Source organism: Streptomyces tamarix, assembly GCF_032423885.1.
Lineage (GTDB): Bacteria > Actinomycetota > Actinomycetes > Streptomycetales > Streptomycetaceae > Streptomyces > Streptomyces tamarix.
Map to the genome: position 1 here is coordinate 166,886 of NZ_JAWCTQ010000008.1, position 18,176 is coordinate 185,061.

An 18,176-nucleotide genomic window follows, 5' to 3' on the forward strand; every position below is an offset into this window, starting at 1 on the left:
GGCGTCCCCGCCCGCCGACGGGCGGCGGGTGCCGGGTCCGCCGCGGTCAGACCTCCGACTTGGAGAGCTCCGACTCGGAGGGCTCCACCGGTACGGCCGCGTCGGCCCCGGGCTCGTCGCCCCCGATGATGCCGACGTGTCGCAGCACGACGGCGGAGAGGAACGACAGCACCAGGGTGCACACCGCGGCGACGAGCATCGCGGTGTTCAGCCCGGAGGTGGCCGCCTCCTTGGCCTGGTCGAGCCAGCCCTCGGGCATCCGGTGTGCCGACGAGGCCGCGCCGGCGAGGCTGTCGCCCGCCACGTCGGCCACCTCGGACGGCGTACCGGCGGGGATCTGGTCGTCGATCCGGTTGCGGTAGACCGCGGTGGCCAGGCTGCCCAGGATCGCCACGCCCAGGGCGAGGCCGAGCTCCTGCACGGTCTCCGACATCGCCGAGGCCGAACCGGCCTTCTCCGGCGGCGCGGCCCCGACCACCAGGTCCGTGCCCAGGGCCGCGATCGCCCCCAGTCCGAGGTAGACGAGGCCGAAACCGATCACCATCAGGGCGATGCCGCCCGAGGCGTCGACCAGGGTGAGCAGCACGTACCCGACCATGGACAGCGCCAGGGTGGCGGCCACCACGATCCCCGGCGGCACACGGCGCGCGACCAGCGGCGCCCCGATCGCGGCCAGGAACATCAGCAGCGCGGGCGGCCCCATCCACAGGCCCGCCTCGACGGGGGGCAGCTCCTCCACGAGCTGGAGCTGCTGGGTGATCAGCAGCATCGAGCCGCCGACGCCCACGAGACCGACGAGCAGGACGCTCAGCGCGGCGCTGAACGTGCGGTTGGTGAAGAGGCGCACGTCGAGCAGCGGGCTCGCCAGCCGGCCCTGACGCCGCACGAACAGCACCCCGAAGACCAGGCCGATCACCGTGGCGGCGATCGTGGGAACGTCGAAGCCGTCCTTGGCGAACCGCTTCACCGCGTAGATCACCGGCAGGATCGCGATCAGCGACAGCGCGACGCTGAGCAGGTCGAACCGGCCGCTGTGCGGCGCCCGGTACTCGGGGATCAGGACCGGCGCGGCCACCAGCAGCACGACCGCGACCGGGACGGCGAGGAGGAACGCCGAACCCCACCAGAAGTGGTCCAGCATCACGCCGCCGACCACCGGCCCGAGCGCCATGCCGAGCGCGAAGCTCGTCGCCCAGACGCCGATGGCCAGTGAGCGCTGGCGCTGGTCGGTGAACATGTTGCTGATCAGCGCCAGGGTGGACGGCATCAGCGTGGCACCGGCGATCCCCAGCGCCGCGCGCGCGGCGATGAGCATCTCGGCGCTGGTGGAGTAGGCGGCCAGCACGGAGACGGCCCCGAAGGCGGCGGCACCGAGCATCAGCAGCTTGCGGCGGCCGATCCGGTCGCCCAGCGTGCCCATGGTGATCAGGAAGCCGGCGATCAGGAAGCCGTAGGCGTCCATGATCCACAGCTCTTCGGTACCGCTCGGGCGCAGGTCCTCCGCCAGCGACGGGAGGGTGAGGTACAGCACGGTGACGTCGAGGCCCAGCAGCACGGTGGGCAGCGAGAGGACGGCCAGGCCTCCCCACTCCCGCGCCCCGGCCCTGCGTACGGTCGTTGTGCTCATGGCACTCCCCTGCGTTTCGAGTTCGAGAACGTGCCCCGCCACCATGCCGGTCGTCACGCACGATTTCCTGACGGTCGCTCGGCTATACACTGCGACCATGCGTTACGGGGTGCTCGGCCCGCTGGCCGTCTGGGACGCCGAGGGGCGGCCGATCAAGGTCCCCGAAGCGAAAGTGCGCGCCCTGCTGGCGAACCTGCTGATCCACGGGGGCGGACCGGTCCCGGCGGACCGCCTGATCGACGACCTGTGGGCGGGCAACCCGCCGGGCGGGTCGGCCAACACGTTGCAGACCAAGGTCTCCCAGCTCCGCCGCGTGCTCGGGCGGGACCAGGTGGTCCGCGAGCCCGCCGGCTACCGGCTGCTGCTCGCGGACGGCGTGGTGGACGCGCTGCGGTTCCAGGAACTGGCCGAGCGCGCCCGCGCCCAGGAGGAGCCGGCGGTGAAGGGGGACCTGTTCGCCGACGCGCTCGCGTTGTGGCGGGGCCCGGCCTACGCCGATGTGGCCGAGTCCCTGTTCGCCCGCGGTGAGATCGCCCGGCTGGAGGAGCTGCGCCTCTCCGTCGTCGAGGACCAGGCCGAGGTGCGGCTGACGCTGGGCGAGCACACGTCGCTGGCGGCGGAGCTGGGAGAACTCGTATCGCGGCATCCGCTGCGCGAACGACTGCGCATGGTCCACATGCGCGCCCTGTACCGGGCCGGGCGGCAGGGCGACGCGCTGCAGAGCTTCCAGGAACTGCGGCGCCAGCTGGCGGAGGAGCTGGGGGCGTCGCCCGGTCCGGCGATCTCCGCGCTGCACGAGGCGATCCTGCGCCAGGAGCCGCGGCTGGCCGCGCCCGCCGTCGCGCCGCTGTCGTGCCGTACCAACCTGCCCGCGCCGCTGACCCCGCTGATCGGCCGACGGAAGGCGGTGGACCAGGTGCGGGCGCGGCTGGGCCCGGGTGCGGACACCCGCCTCGTCACGCTCACCGGTCTGGGCGGAGTGGGCAAGACGCGGCTGGCGATCGCCGCGGCGCGCGACATGGCCGAACGATTCACCGACGGCGTGTGGCTGGTCGAACTGGCCGGTCTGGGAGCCGCGTCCACCCCGGACGACATCGCCGAGCGGGTCATCACGACGCTGGGCCTGTGCGACACCGCGGCGACCGAGCCGGACCTCGACGACCTGGTGGGCTGGCTGTGCCAGGCGGTGGCCGACAAGCACCTGCTGATCCTGCTGGACAACTGCGAGCACCTCGTCGAGCCGGTCGCCGTGCTCGCCGGTGCCGTCCTGTCGGCGGTGCCCGCGGGGCACCTGCTGGTCACCAGTCAGGAAGCCCTCGACATCCCCGGCGAGGTGGTGCATCCGGTGCCCCCGCTGGCGCTGCCGGAGCACACCGACCCGGAGGTGGTCGCCCGGTCCAGCGCCGTCGAGCTGTTCGTGGCGCGGGCGGCGGCGGCGGCGCCCGGCTTCGCCCTCGACGCGGACAACGCGGCTGCCGTCTCCGCCATCTGCCGCCGCCTCGACGGCATCCCGCTCGCCCTGGAACTCGTGGCGCCCCGATTGCGCGCGCTGAGCCCGGCCGAGCTCGCCGCCTCCCTGGACGACCGGTTCACCCCGCCCGACGTCCGGGTGCGGGGGCTCCCGGCCCGGCAGCAGACGCTGCGGAGCATGCTCGACTGGAGCTGGCAGCTGCTGACCGCGGACGAGCGGACCGTGCTGCGGCGCCTCGCCGTGCACGCGGACGGCTGCACCCTGCCGTCCGCCGAGGCGGTCTGCGCCGACCGGGACCTGAGCGCCGAGCGGGTGCCCGACCTGCTGTCCCGGCTGGTGGACCGCTCGCTGGTGGTCCGTGAGGCGAACCGGTTCCGGTTGCTGGAGTCGGTGGCCGCGTACTGCGCCGAACGGCTGGCGGAGTCGGGCGAGGAGACTGCCGTCCGGGCGCGGTTCGTACGGTGCTACACCGAGTTGGCCGAGCGGGAGAGCGAGCGGCTGCGCGGCCCGGACCAGCGGCGCTGCCTGGAGCGCCTGGACGCGGAAACGGTCAACCTGCGCCGCGCCCTCGACCTCGCGGTCGCCGGGGACGCCGCCGGATGCGCGGTACGGCTGGTGAACGCGCTGACGTGGTACTGGTTCCTGCGCGGGCGGCTCACCGAGGCCCGCAGGTCGCTCCAGGCCGCGCTGGCCGCCGACGGCGGGGCCGCCCCGGCCGCGCGCCTGGCGGCGCGGGCCTGGCTGACCGGCATCGAGCTGCGCACGTCGTCGACCGGCACGACACCGGTCCCGGCGGGTGAGGACCCGACGGCCGGCGTCGACCAGCCCGTGCTGCGGGCCCGGTTGCAGTGGTTCGTCGGCACCGGTCTGACCGGCCACGGGCACCACCGCGAGGGGCGGCGGCTGGTGGAGGCGAGCCTGGCCGGCGCGCGCGCCGCCGGGGACCGCTGGGGCGAGGCCGCGGCGCTGGTCGAGCTGGCGGGCCACGCCCCGGCCCGGGGCGAGTCCCACGCGGAGCTGGGGGCCGCGCTGTTCCACGAGGTCGGCGACCGCTGGGGCCAGCTCCGGGCCACCCGGGCCCTGGCGCTCACGGCCGAACGCGACGGCGACCACGCGCGGACGGAGCGGCTGCACCGGGAGGGCCTCGTGGTGGCCGAGGAACTCGGGCTGTGGACCGAGGTCGTCGAGGCGCTGACCTGGCTCGGCAAGACCGCCCTGGCGGGCGGCCACGCCCGGCGGGCGACGGAACTGTACGAGCGGGCGCTGTCCGTGTCGGCCGAACGGGCCTACAGCCGGGGCGAGGTCCGTGCCGAGATCGGCCTGGGGCTCGCCGCACGTCTCCGCGGCGACCGGGAGGCCGCCAGACGCCACCTGAACCGGGCGCTGGCCAAGAGCCACTCCTCGGGCCACGCCGCCGACGCCGCGGCCGCGCTGGCGGAGCTGGACCTCGTCGCCCGGGCCTGACCGGGCCCGTGCGCTGCCCCTCCACCGGGACGGGTGGCGGGGCCCGCCGGGCCCGGCGGGCCCCGCGACCGGCGCGCGGCCGTCGTGATCGCGCTGACGCGGCCCTCGTGACCCCACCGGCACGACCGTCGTGTCCCCGCCCGCACGACCGTCGTGTCCCCACCGGCGCGGTCGTCGCGTCCGCGGCCGGCGGCGGGGCGCCGGCCGGTCCACCCCACCCGTACGGAGCCGTGCTCCCACGGCCGGCGCTCCACGCCCCGGCGCCCGCACGCGGACGGACCCCGACCGCACCGGCCCGCACCGCGCGGGACGCGGTCCCGATCCTCGCGCGGCACGGCGGCCGGGCCCCTACGCATTCACCTGAATGCCCTACTCGATCACGTAGTAGCCGCATGAAACACCTCTCATCTAGCCTGACCGGAGCCGTTGTTTATTCGCGTACGAATGACAGGCGAAGGAGCGGAATTCAGTGGGGATGGCAGCTGAATCCAAGGCCCTCGAATTGACCGGCTACCAGCGCGACATCTGGGCGGCCGAAGCGCGCACACCAGGGAATTGCCAATTCAACGTACTGGTCCACGAGCGGCTGGAGGGCGCCGTGGACCGGGAACTGCTCGGCGCGTGCCTGGTCCGTGCGGTGCGCGAGCACGACGCCTTCCGGTTGCGGTTCGGCGAGGACGGCGAGGGGGTCCCCCGTGTCTGGCCCGCCTCCGACGCGCCGGAGGAGTGGACGCCGTCGTACGAGAGCGTCGACCTCTCCGGTGAGCCGGATCCCGCCGACGCCGTGCGGATCTGGTGCGAACAGGAGCTGGGCCGGCCGCTGGACGTCCGGGGCGGGACGTTGTTCCGGGCCGCTGTGCTCATCGAGGGGCCGGCCGCCGTCCACCTCGTCCTGACCTCGCACCACATCGTGACCGACGCCTGGGCGCTGAACACGATGACCTTGCGGATCCTTTCCGACTACCGTGCCCGCGCGGCGGGGCGAAATGACGCTCCGGCCGACCGGGAAAACGCGGCGGCTCCGGCGCGGCAGGCCGATTCGCCTTCGTACTGGAAATCCATTCAGGAGTTCAACGCGCCGTCCGACGACGCGGACAGCGAAAACGACCGCGCCTTCTACCGGAAATACCTGGCGGGGGTCGCGCCCGCGCTCTTCTCGCGTTCCGGAACGACGCCGCCCGGCCGCGGCCGGTACTCCTTCTCCGTCGACGAGGCGCTCGTCGGGCGCATCCTCGACGCCGGGGCCTCCCCCTTCGCCTACCTGCTCTCGGCGTTCGCGGTGTGCCTCGGGCGGATCCACCAGGAGAACGAGGTCGTGCTCGGCGTGCCCTTCCTGAACCGCCGGACCGACGAGGAGCGCGCGACCGTCGGTCAGTTCGCCAACAACCTGCCGCTGCGCATCCCGGTGGAGGGCGACCCGTCCCTGGTCGACCTCGCCGAACGCGTCCGCGCGCTGGTCGACGAGCTCAAGGAGCACGAGCGGCTCCCGTTCGGCGAGATCCTCCGGGAGGCGCCCGCGCGGGGTGCCGACAGCCGCCGGCTGTTCGACGTCACCGTCTCCTACCTGCGCTTCCCCCGGCCCGCGGAGATCCCGGGAGTGGCCCGGACCACCACCGTCATGGCCCCGGTCCACGCCGCCAACGCCCTGTCCGTCATGGTGCAGGCGTTCGAGGACGAGCCCGGTCTGCGCGTCGACCTGGACTACGCCGACGACGTGTTCGACGGGCACCTCACCGCGGAGGCGCTGGCCGGGCACGTCGAGCAGCTCCTGCGCCGCGGCCTCGACCTGCGGGACCTGCCGGTCGCGGAGCTCCCCATGCTGACCGACGACGAGTACGAGGACATCGTGCGGCGCCGCCAGGGCGCCCTGGTGCCCTACCCGCGGGAGAAGACGCTGCACCAGCTCTTCGCCGAGCAGGCGGCGCGCACCCCGGACCTGACGGCCGTGGTCGACGACGGCTCCGGCACCACGCTGACCTTCGCCGAGCTCGACCGGCTGTCCAACCAGGTGGCGCGGGCCCTGCGCGAGCGGGGGGTCGGCCCCGGCGAACGCGTCGCCATCCTCGCGGAGCGCGGCCCGGAGCTGCTCCCCGGCCTCCTCGGCATCCTCAAGGCGGGCGGCGCCTACGTGCCCGTCGACCCCGGCTACCCGTCCGCGCGGATCCGGCTGCTCCTGGAGGACTGCCGGGCGAAGCTGGTCCTGCGCGGCGGGAGCGGCGGCGAGGAGCCGCCCACCGACGCCCCGGTGCTCCGGATCTCCGACCTGTACCGCGGTTCCGCCGAGCCGCTCGGCCGGACCTCGCGCTCCGACGACGTCGCCTACGTCATCTACACCTCCGGTTCCACCGGCCGCCCCAAGGGCGTCATGGTCGAGCACCACGCCGTGGGCAACCGGCTGATGTGGATGCAGCGCCGCTACCCGATCGGTCCGGGCGACACGCTGCTCCAGAAGACGCCCATCTCGTTCGACGTCTCCGTGTGGGAGCTGCTGTGGTGGGCCGTCCAGGGCGCCCGGGTGGTGCTGCTGCCGCCGGGCGGGGAGAAGGACCCCGAGCAGCTCGCGCGCGTCATACGCGAACACCGGGTGAGCGTGATCCACTTCGTGCCCTCGATGCTCGGCCCGTTCCTCGACCTGCTGGAGGACGGCCCGGACCGCCTCGGCGGCGCCGGCTCGCTGCGCTCCGTCTTCTGCAGCGGCGAAGCGCTGCCGCCGGAGCGGGTCGCCCAGTTCAACCGGATCTTCGGTGACGGCGACGCGCCCCGCCTGGTCAACCTCTACGGCCCCACCGAAGCCGCGGTCGACGTGACCTACTTCGACTGCCCGCCCGCGTCCCACGGGCCGGTCACCCGCGTGCCCATCGGCCGCCCGGTGGAGAACACCACGCTCTACGTGCTCGACCGGCACGGCCGCCTCCAGCCCGTCGGCGTTCCGGGCGAGCTGCACATCGGCGGTGTCCAGGTCGCCCGCGGTTACCTCAACCGCCCCGAACTCACCGCCGAGCGCTTCGTCGAGGACCCCTTCAGCCCCGGTGGCCGCCTCTACCGCACCGGGGACCTGGCCCGCCTGCTCGCCGACGGCACCATCGAGTACCTGGGCCGGTCCGACGACCAGGTGAAGATCCGCGGCAACCGGGTCGAACTGGGCGAGGTGCAGAACGCGCTGGTCGCCCTGGACGGCATCCGCGACGCCGTGGTCGTCGACCACCGGCCCGGCGGCGGGCGGGGCCCGGTCCTCGTCGCCTACTGCACGGCCGACGGCGACCTCGACCCGGGCCGCCTGCGGTCGGCCCTCGGCGACGTGCTGCCCGGCTACATGATCCCGTCGTACTTCGAACGGCTCGACCGCCTCCCCCTCACCCCCAACGGCAAGGTCGACCGCAAGGCGCTGCCCGCCCCGTCGATCGGCGCGCCCGACGACGGGGACGACGCGCCGCGCAACACCCACGAGGCCGTGCTCGCCGACATCTGGGCGCAGGTGCTCGGCACCGACCGGGTCGGCGTCCACACGGACTACTTCGTGATCGGCGGCGACTCGATCAGCATGCTCCGGGTGCGGGCGCTGGCGGAGAAGGCCGGCATCCGGTTCACGATGGACGACTTCGTCCGCAACCCCACCGTGGCGGCCCTGGCGGAGTGCGCCGAGATCTCGGCGGCCGCGGGGCCCGACGACCGGACCGCCTCCGCCGCGCTGCGCCCCTTCGGCCTGGTCTCCCACGTGGACCGGGCCCGCCTGGAGACGTACGAGGACGCCTACCCGGTCACCCGGCTCCAGCTCGGCCTGCTGTTCCACAGCCGCGAGAAGCAGGACTCGGCGACGTACAAGGACGTCTTCCGGTACAGCCTGGCCATGCCGTGGGAGGAGGCGGCGTTCCGGACGGCCTTCGACCGCCTCGTCCGGCGCCATCCGGTGCTGCGGTCGTCGTTCGCCCTCGCCGGGTACTCCGAGCCGCTCCAGATCGTCCACTCCACCGTCGAGGGCGGGCTGGACGTCGACGACCTGCGGGGCGCGTCCGTCGAGGGGGCCGAGGCCGCCATCGGCGAGCACGTCGCGCAGCGGCGCCGGTACGACTACCGGTTCGACCGGGCGCCGCTGTACCACTTCCGCGCGTTCGTCCTGCCCGACACGGTCGAGCTGGTCTTCAGCTTCCACCACGCCATCCTCGACGGCGGCAGCGTCGCCAACCTCGTGTCCGAGCTCCTGCGGGACTACGGGCACCTGCTGGGGCTGGACCTGGAGCCGGTACCGGACGTCGTGCCGCCCTCGGCCGCGCTGCACGTCGCCGAGGAGCGCGCGGCCATCGACGCGGAGGCGAGCCGGGCCTACTGGCGGGCCGAGCTCGCCGGCGCGACGCAGCCGCACCTGGAGAGCTTCCGCCCCCACGAGGCGCCCGGGACGGACGAGCGGACGGAGTACGACCTGCGGTTGCCCGCCGACCTCGCCGAGGCCGTGCGCGCCACCGCCCGCGACCGGCGGGTTCCGGTGAAGGCGGTCCTGTTCGCCGCGCACGTCCTGCTGCTGCGCGCCTTCTCCGGGCAGACGGACGTCACCACCGGTCTGGTGACCCACGGCAGGCCGGACGTCGACGGCGCCGAGCGCACCTGTGGCCTCTTCCTCAACACCCTGCCCCTGCGGCTCACCGCGGAGGCGGACGCGTGGTTCGACGTCGTGCGGCACGTGGTGGACCGGGAACGGGAGAGCTACCCGCACCGGCGGGTGCCGCTCGCGGTCATCCAGGACGATCTCGGCCGTCCGTCACTGGTCGACACCTTGTTCAACTTCATCCACTTCCGTCAGCTCGGTGAGGTCTTCCGGACGCCGGGGATCGACGACCGCGGCTTCGCGGTCTGGGAGGAGACCAACTTCTCCCTGGTCGTCAACGCCATGGTCGACCCGGTGGACGAGGGCATCCGGCTTCGCCTGGACTTTTCCGGCCGGACGTTCACCCCCGCGCAGGGGCGGCTGTACACCGACGCGTACGTCCGGATCCTGCGCGAGATCGCCGAGCACCCGGACGACGCCGTCGAGTTCGGTTTCCTCGCCCCCGCCCCCCGGGCCCCGCGGACCGAGCGGCCCCGCACGAACGTGGTGCGCGCCTTCGAGGCCCAGGCGCGCCGCTCGCCGCAGGCGGAGGCGGTCGTCTCCGACGGCCTGACGTGGACCTACGCGGAGCTGGACCGGATCGCCACCCGGGTCGCCGCCGGCCTGCTGGACGCCGGTGTGCGCCCCGGCGACCGCGTGGGCATCGCCATGGGGCGGTCGCCGCAGACCGTCGCCGCGATGCTGGGCACCGCGAAGGCCGGGTGCTCGACCATGCCGCTGGACACCGCCTATCCGGTGGACCGGCTGCGGGCCATGATCGAGCAGGGCGGGCCGGCCTGCGTCGTCGTCGACGCCGAGCACCGGGACCTCCTGGAGCCCAGGGTCCGGATGGTCTCCTACGACTCGCTGGCCGACACCGACCGCACGGCCGAGCTGCCGGAGATCTCCGAGGACGACGAGGTGTACCTGCTGTTCACCTCGGGCTCCACGGGACGGCCGAAGGGCGTGTCGGCGCCGCACCGCTCGATGTCCAACCTGGTGGCCTGGCAGAACGGGATCCCCAGCACCGCCGAGGGCGGCCGGACCCTGCAGTACGCCCCGCTCAGCTTCGACGTCTCGTTCCAGGAGCTGTACTCCACGCTGTGCGGCGGCGGCACGCTGGTCGTCATCGAGGAGGAGCTGCGGCGGGACATGCCCGGACTGCTGCGGCTGATGGACCGGGAGCGCGTGGAGCGCATGCACCTGCCCTACGTGGCCCTCCAGCAACTGGCGGAGGCGTCCAACGCCCTCGGCCTGGTGCCGCGGAGCCTGCGCGTGCTGTGCTCCTCGGGCGAGCAGTTCCGGATGACGGACGAGATCCGCCGCTTCTGCGCCTCCCTGAAGGACCTCGTGCTCGACAACCACTACGGTCCCACCGAGACCCACGCCGCGGCGTTCTACGAGATGACCGGCGAGCCGGGGACCTTCCCCGCGCTGCCTCCGGTCGGGCAGCCCATCCACGGGGCCCGGCTGCTGGTCCTGGACACGGGGATGCGCCCGGTCCCGGTCGGGTGCCGGGGCGAGATCTACATCGGCGGAGCCGGTCTGGCCAGCGGCTACGCCGGGCGGCCGGACCTGACGGAAGAACGGTTCGTGCCCGACCCGGCCGGGGACGGGCTGCTCTACCGGACCGGTGACGTCGGCATGGTGCTGCCCGACGGGAACGTGGTCTGCCTCGGCCGCGCCGACCGGCAGGTCAAGATCCGCGGCTACCGGGTCGAACCGGCGGAGGTCGAGCTGGTCGCCGCCGAGGCCGCGGCGGGCGACCCCGACGCGATCACCGACATCGCCGTGGTCGCCCGGCGCAACGCGGCCGGCGACGCCTTCCTCGCGGCCTTCCTGGTCGGCGACGCCGAGCGCGCGGACCTGGACGGGCTGCGGCGGCACCTGCGCGCGAAGCTGCCGGAGTACATGGTGCCCACGCACTTCGCCTGGCTGCCCGCCGTCCCGCTCACGCCGAACGGCAAGCGCGACGAGGCCGCGCTGCGCGAGATGCCGCTGGCCCACGAGGAGCGGACCGGCCGCGTCGCCCCGCGGGACGCCCACGAGCGGGCCCTCGCGGAGATGCTGGCCGACCTGCTCCAGATCCCCGAGGTGGGCGTGCACGACAACCTGTTCGACCTCGGCGCCACCTCGATCACGGCGATGCGCCTCGTCGTCCTCATGGAGGAACGGTTCGGCACCGTGGTTCCGCTGTCGGACTTCATCGTGGCGCCGACCGTGGCCGAGCTGGCCGAACGGCTCCGCTCGGCGGGCACCGCGACGACCGGGTTCGACCCGCTGGTGGCGATCCGGCCGCAGGGCACCCGGCCCCCGCTGTTCTTCGCGCACCCCATGGGCGGCAACGTGCTGTGCTACATGCCGTTCGCCAAGCACCTGCCGGAGGACCAGCCCTTCTACGCCTTCCAGGCGGCCGGGGCGGACGTCGGCACGGAACCGGTGCGCGGCATCGAGCGGCTCGCGGCCAACTACATCGAGGCGATGCGCCGGGTCCAGCCGACCGGGCCGTACCACATCGGCGGCTGGTCCTTCGGCGGGTTCGTCGCCTTCGAGATGGCCCGCCAGCTCCACGCCGCCGGGGAGAGCGTCGGGTCGCTGATCCTGCTGGACACGACGGCGCTCAACCCGGGGCGGCGGCCGTGGACCGACGACGAGGCCCTGCTCGGCTGGTTCTTCTGGGAGCTGCTCTGGCTCCAGCACGGCAGCGCCACGGCCGGGGACCTCCTGCCGCCCGGCCTGACCACGCTGGACGAGAAGTTCGCGTTCATGACCAAGCTGGCCATCGACGAGGGCGTGCTGCCCGCGGGCAGCGGCGACGCCGTCGTACGCCGGCTGTTCCGGGTCTACGAGGCGAACTGGCGCGCGGCCTTCGCCTACCGGCCCGGCGTCGTGGACTACGACATGGTGCTCATCCGGGCCCGCGATCCGCTGCCCGGCGTCCTGCTGGAGATGCACACCGCCATCGACAGCATGCACGCCGACCCGACCAACGGATGGCGGGAGCGGACCGCCGGCCGCCTCTCGGTGGTCGAGGTCGAGGGCGACCACCTCACGATCATGGAGGAACCGCGCGTGTCCGACATCGTCGGCACGGTGCTCGGGACCATCCGACTCCAGACGAGCGAAAGCGGGCAGCGCTGACATGAATGGGACAAGGACGGCCATCGTCGTCGGTGCGGGCATCGGCGGACTGACCACGGCCATCGCGCTGCGGCGCGTGGGCTTCGACGTGGAGGTGTTCGAACGGGCCCCCGAGCTCAGGGCCGCCGGGTTCGGCCTCTCCGTGATGAGCAACGCCACGGCGGCGCTCGCCACCCTCGACATCGACCTCGGCCTGGAGAAGCGCGGCCGGGTGATGGAGACGTACCACGTCAAGGACTGGAAGGGCAGGCTGATCCGGGAGTTCCCCTTCCCCGAGATCACCCGGCGCATCGGCGTCCCCTGCGTGTGCATCAGCCGGGCCGACCTGCTGGCCGCGCTCCTCGACGAGGCGGCGGACGTGCCCATCAGGCTGAACGCCGCCGCGGAGCGGTTCGAGGTGGCCGGCGACCGGGCACGGGTGCGCTTCACCGACGGGCAGTGGGCCGAGGCCGACCTCCTGGTCGGCGCCGACGGGTTCAACTCGGCCATCCGCCGGCAGCTCACCGGGCCGAACGAGCCCGTCCGCGACAGCGGGTACATCGCCTGGCTGGGCATCACCGAGTACAGCCACCCGCGGTTCGCGCCCGGCTCCGTGGTGCACCTGTGGGGCGACGGGATGCGGTTCGGCCTGGTCGACATCGGCCGGGGGCGCCTCTACTGGTGGGGCACGAAGAACATGCCGTTCGAGGAGTCCAGCACCTGGAGCGGGGGCAAGGCCGGGGTGCTCGCCGCCTACTCCGGCTGGCCCGACGAGGTCCGGGAGGCGATCCGGGTGACGCCGCCCGAGGACCTGCTGACGCTGAACACCAAGGACCGCCCGTTCCTCCAGCCCTGGGGCACCGGCCCGGTGACCCTGCTCGGGGACGCCGCCCACCCGATGCTCACCAGCCTCGGCCAGGGCTCGGCCATGGCGATGGAGGACGCCGCCGTCCTGGCGCAGCACCTACAGCACGCCCCGGACGTGCCGAGCGGGCTGCGCGGCTACGAGGCCGCGCGGTACGACCGGACCCGGATGATCGTGGAAGCCACCCGGTCGATCAGCGACTTCGAGCAGTCGCAGGGGCCCGTGCGCCGGAGGGTCCGCGACGGGTACTTCCGGTGGATGTCGCACCGGAACCTGGTCGGCAAGCTCGAACCCGCCCTGACCTTCCCGGGCGCGGGCCTCCTCCCCGACGTGGACGAAGGGACGAACCGATGACGGGACGGACGGTGCGCGGGGGCCTTCCGGCGAGGAGGCGCCTCCCGGCGCACGGAGCGGTCGTCGTCACCGGCGCCTCGTCGGGGCTGGGCCGGGAGTGCGCCCTTGAGTTGGAGAGCCGCGGCTTCCACGTCCTCGCGGGGGTCCGGCGGAGCGAGGACGGGGAGAAACTGCTCGCCGAGTCGCTGTACGGCCGGCTCCGCCCCGTCCCCATCGACATCACCGACGACGCGTCGGTGCGGGCCTCGGCCGAGCTCGCCGCACGCGAGTACGGCGGGCTGCGGGGCCTGGTGAACAACGCGGGCATCTGCGTCCCCGGCCCCCTGGAGTGCGTGGACAGCGACCAGTTCCGCCGGCAGCTCGACGTCAACGTGGTCGGGCACCTCGGGATGGTCCGCGCCCACCTGCCGCTGCTGCGCCAGTCGCGGGGGCGGGTCGTCAACGTCACCTCCGGCCTCGGCAAGGCCGCCGTCCCGTTCCTCGGCGCCTACTCCGCGGCGCAGTTCGCCAAGGAGGCGCTGAGCGACGCCCTCCGGCGCGAACTGGCGCCCACCGGCGTGCGCGTGTCGATCGTGGCGCCGGGCGCCATCCTCACGCCGATCTGGAACAAGGTGTCCGAGGCGGGCGACCGGGTGCTGAGCGACGCGCCCCCCGCGGTGGCCGAGCTCTACCGGTCCGCCTTCGGGGCGTTCATGGAGGGCAACGGGCAGCAGGCCCTGGCGAGCAGGACCACGCCCGAGGACTTCGTCCGCGCGGTCGTCCGCGCCCTGACCGACGTACGCCCCCGAACCCGGTACTGGGTCGGCGCGGACGCGCGCAGCATGGGCCGCTGGGCGCGGCTGCTCCCCGACGCCCTGCTGGACCGCCGGTTCAGCGGGATCACCGCTTCCGTGGGGGCGCCCGACCCGGTGGACCGGCGGCAGGGGTAGCCGCCCGGCCGGGGCCGACTGCGCATTCGAGTAGTACCGAATGGATTCGCTGGACGCGCCCCGGCCCCCTGGATAGCGTACGCAGCGTCGAGTTCACGAAGAAACGTCGACCGAATAATTCACGGCTGAAACCCCGCCGACAAAGCTCCTCCCGCCGGAAATTCCGCGAAGAACACCTGCCCCCTTCACACCCAGGGAAGAAGGAATGGTCACGGAGCGAGAGTTCAAGGATTTCATGGCCGATGTCTGCACCCCGGTGGCGGTGGTCACGGCGATGGCGGACGGTCGGCCCCACGGCACGACGGTCGGTTCGCTCGCCTCGCTGTCCCTGCGTCCGCCCATGGTGACCATCGCACTGGACCACCGCTCCGCCCTGCTGCCGAAGATCCGGCGGACCGGCCGGTTCGGCGTGAACCTGCTCGGTGCCGGGCAGGCCGCCGTCGCGGGAGCGTTCGCCTCCCCGGTCGCCGACCGGTTCGCCGAAGTCGAGTGGTACGTGGACGAGGGGCTGCCGCGGCTGCGGGACGCGCCGGGCTGGCTCGTGTGCCTCCCGAAGCGGTTCGTCACCGGCGGGGACCATCTGCTGTTACTCAGTCTGGTGGCCCGCGTCTCCGGCGCGCGGGCCGCCGCGCCCCTCGTCTACGGCCGCCGGATGTTCGGGACGCACTCCGCCTTCGCGGACCGGCAGAACACTTCCATCACCGACCAGATAGCGGCGTTCGCCCGCTGATATGGAGAATTCCATGACCGTCACCCCAGAAGAAAAGTCCCCTGTTTCTCCGGCGTCGTCCGACCTGCTCCGCAGCGCGCGCGAACTGGTTCCGCTCCTCGCCCGCAACGCCGAACAGGCGGAGCGCGACCGCAGGCTTTCCGAGGAAACCGTGAAGTCCCTCGTGGGCGCCGGCATGTTCAAGCTGGCCGTGCCCAAGCGGTACGGCGGCCACGAGGCGTCCCTGCGCACCCTGATCGACGTGTCCGCGGTCCTCGCCGAGGGGGACGGCAGCAGTTCGTGGGTGGTCTCGGTCTGCAACTCGGTGGCGTGGGTCGTCAGCCTCTTCCCCGAGCAGGCCCAGGACGAGGTGTTCAAGGCCGACCCGGAGGCGAAGGTGTCCGGTGTGCTCACGCCGAGCGCCACCGCCCACCGCGTCGAGGGCGGCTTCCGGGTCTCGGGCCGGTGGCACTACGCCTCCGGTGCCTGGCACGCCGACTGGGCCCTCATCGGCTTCCCCGTCCCGGACTCCACCGGACAGATCGTCGACCAGGGCATGGCGCTGGTGCCCGCCACCGACTACACGGTGGAGGAGAGCTGGTTCGTCGCGGGCATGCGCGCCACCGGCAGCAACTGCCTGGTGGCCGAGGACATCTTCGTACCGGAGCACCGGGTCCTGTCGGTGCCGAAGGCGATGGCGGGCGAATACCCGCCCCAGCGGTCCGGCGGCAGCCTGCCCCGCGCGGCCATCGCGCAGTTCCTCACCGGGGCCCCGCTGGTGGCCCCGCAGCTGGGTCTGGGCCGCGCGGCGCTGGAACTGGTCAAGGCCAGGTCCGCCGCCAAGGCCATCACGTTCACCTTCTTCGAGAAGCAGCGCGATTCGGCGGCCTTCCAGCTCCAGCTCGCGAAGGCGACACAGAAGATCGACAGCGCGCACCTGCACGTCCGGCGCGCGGCCGACGACATCGACGCGGCGGCGGCGCGCGGCGAGGCCCTGGACCCGCTGAGCCGGCTCCGGGCGCGGGCGGACCTCAGCGGCGCGGTCGGGCACGTCACCGAGGCGATCGACCTCCTGCTGACCGCGCACGGCGCGGGCAGCTTCGCCGACGCCAACCCGCTCCAGCGGATCTGGCGGGACTCGGCCGTGGGCGCCCGGCACGCCATCCTCCAGCCCCAGATGATCGAGGAAATGTACGGCAAGGCCCTGCTGGGCGTCGAGGAGCAGATCTCTCCGCTCGTGTGACGCGGAGACCACAGAGAGGAGACGGCCATGGCCGCGCACGCGTACGACACGAAGCGGGCGAACTGGCAGCAGTTCGCCGACACCCGCATCTACATCGGTGACCTGGCCGACGACGGGGTCCCGAAGTCGATGGGCGCCGGATACGCCTGCCTGCACCCCGGCGACGTCATGGAGTGGGTGCCCAGCTACGACGAGTTCATCGTCGTCCTGTCCGGGCGGTTCGCCGTGGACTTCGAGGGCGGCTCGGTGACCGCCGGCCCGCACGAGATGGTGTGGGTGGAGAAGGGCGACCCGGTCACGTTCCGGGCCGACGGGGAGGAGGTCCTGCTCGCCTTCGGCACCAACCCGCCGTGGCAGACCACCCCGGAGACCCGGGCGAGCGCCGCCATGTTCCGGCCGCTCTCCGCGTCACCCGTCGACTGACCGCCGGGGAGCACACGTGTCCACGACCTCCACGGCCGTCCAGGCGGTGCGGCGGGAACTCAGCCCGCTGGAGCGCTGGTACTGGATCGCCGACCAGATATCACCCCTGAACGTCATCGGGCGGGTCCGCGTGCACGGCCCGGTCCCCGCGGCGCGGTGGCGCTCGGCGCTGACCGCGCTCCAGGACCGCCACCCGCTGCTGCGCGTGGCGATCGAGGCCGGAGCGACCGGGCGGGAACCCCGGTTCGCTCCGGTGGACGGCCGCCCGATCCCCCTCGACCACCGCGTCCTCGACTCGCCGGACGCCGTCGAGAACGGCTGGACGCGGGTCATCGACCGGGAACTCGTCAACGGCCGCGTCGACTGGCGCGCCGGGCCGCTCGCCACGGCCACCGTGCTCACCGGCCCGGGGCCCGACGGCGAGGTGCACGACCTGATCCTGAGCCTGCTGCACGTCATCGCGGACGGGACCACGGTCATCTCCCTGCTGCGGCAGTGGGCCGAACTCGCGGCGGGCCACCCGGTCGAACCGCGTGCCGTCCTGCCCGCGGCCGAGGAGCTCTTCCCGGCCGGGCACCGCGGCGCGGCGGGAGAGGCACGGGCGAAGGCGAAGGCCGAACGGGACGAGGACGACCTCCGGCGGCTGCGTCCGCGCCGCGTCGACGCCGACCTGGCCGTCCCCTTCGAGCGGCGCCGCACCCGGTTCCTCCACCGGTCGCTGGACGCCGCGACGCTGGACCGCCTCGCCCTGGCGTGCCGTGCCCGCGGGGTCACCGTCCACGGCGTGCTCACCGCCGCGATGGTGCGCGCGGTCGCCACGGACGCCGGGGCCGCCGACGCGACGTGGTACTCGATAGGCTCCCCGGTCGACTTCCGCGGCGACCTCGAACCGTCGGTGGCCCCGGACGACGTGGGCAGCTACGTGGCGACCATCCCCTCCCTCGTCGAGCACGTGGCGGCCCGTCCGCTGTGGGAGACGGCCCGGGAGATCAGCGCGGACCTCAGGGCGCGCAAGGCGCGGGGCGAGCAGTTCTCCATGATCCGCCTGATCGGCAGCTCGGGGCCGCAGAGCCTGGCCGACAGCATGCCCTTCGTGCGGCACCTGGACGAGAAGGGCCCGATCAACTTCTGCATCTCCAACATCGGCCGGTTCCCGTTCCCGGACGCGATCGGCCCGTGGCGTGCGTCGGGCGCGCAGTTCGTCGCCTCGCTGTCGGTGGTGGGCACGTTCGTCGCCACCGTCAACTCCAGCCACCACCAGCTCGCCTGGAACTTCACCTACGCCGAGGGACTGGTCTCGGACGAGCGCGCGGCGAGGCTCGCCGACAGGTGCGTGGAGATCGTCCTCGCCCTCTTACGAGCGGCCGGCTGACGCCCGGCCCCGACCCGCAT

The 18,176-nt window shown here is 73.4% G+C and carries 9 protein-coding genes; 8 read left to right on the top strand and 1 reads right to left on the bottom strand.

What is annotated here, in order from left to right; genetic code table 11:
* Positions 1-46: 46 nt before the first annotated feature.
* Positions 47-1,627 (bottom strand): MFS transporter, encoded by a 1,581-nt coding sequence (locus tag RND61_RS09520; RefSeq protein WP_315877393.1) that lies wholly within the window; start codon positions 1,625-1,627, stop codon positions 47-49.
* A gap of 97 nt (positions 1,628-1,724) precedes the next feature.
* Here RND61_RS09520 and RND61_RS09525 point away from each other — a divergent pair, with 97 nt between their 5' ends.
* From RND61_RS09525 to RND61_RS09560, 8 genes are all read left to right on the top strand, one after another.
* A complete protein-coding gene (locus RND61_RS09525; RefSeq protein ID WP_315877394.1) occupies positions 1,725-4,562 on the top strand; it encodes a BTAD domain-containing putative transcriptional regulator in 2,838 nt (945 codons plus the stop codon).
* A gap of 475 nt (positions 4,563-5,037) precedes the next feature.
* Complete coding sequence (locus RND61_RS09530) at positions 5,038-12,282, top strand: non-ribosomal peptide synthetase (RefSeq protein ID WP_315877395.1); 7,245 nt, start codon at positions 5,038-5,040, stop codon at positions 12,280-12,282.
* A 1-nt stretch (position 12,283) separates the two neighbouring features.
* The gene (locus RND61_RS09535) at positions 12,284-13,480 is read left to right on the top strand and encodes an FAD-dependent monooxygenase (RefSeq protein WP_315877396.1); all 1,197 of its coding nucleotides are present in this window, start codon (positions 12,284-12,286) and stop codon (positions 13,478-13,480) included.
* Positions 13,477-14,409 (top strand): SDR family oxidoreductase, encoded by a 933-nt coding sequence (locus RND61_RS09540; RefSeq protein ID WP_315877397.1) that lies wholly within the window; start codon positions 13,477-13,479, stop codon positions 14,407-14,409. The genes RND61_RS09535 and RND61_RS09540 overlap by 4 nt, the downstream gene beginning before the upstream one ends.
* A 205-nt stretch (positions 14,410-14,614) precedes the next feature.
* The gene (locus RND61_RS09545; protein ID WP_315877398.1) at positions 14,615-15,139 is read left to right on the top strand and encodes a flavin reductase family protein; all 525 of its coding nucleotides are present in this window, start codon (positions 14,615-14,617) and stop codon (positions 15,137-15,139) included.
* 13 nt (positions 15,140-15,152) lie between these two features.
* Positions 15,153-16,361: an acyl-CoA dehydrogenase family protein gene (locus RND61_RS09550; protein ID WP_315877399.1), complete on the top strand. Its 1,209-nt coding sequence runs from the start codon at positions 15,153-15,155 to the stop codon at positions 16,359-16,361.
* Positions 16,362-16,388: 27 nt separating this feature from the next.
* Entirely contained in the window at positions 16,389-16,784 is a 396-nt protein-coding gene (locus tag RND61_RS09555) for a hypothetical protein (RefSeq protein WP_315877400.1), read from the top strand.
* Between the two features lie 16 nt (positions 16,785-16,800).
* A complete protein-coding gene (locus RND61_RS09560; RefSeq protein WP_315877401.1) occupies positions 16,801-18,156 on the top strand; it encodes a phthiocerol/phthiodiolone dimycocerosyl transferase family protein in 1,356 nt (451 codons plus the stop codon).
* The last annotated feature ends 20 nt before the right edge of the window (positions 18,157-18,176 follow it).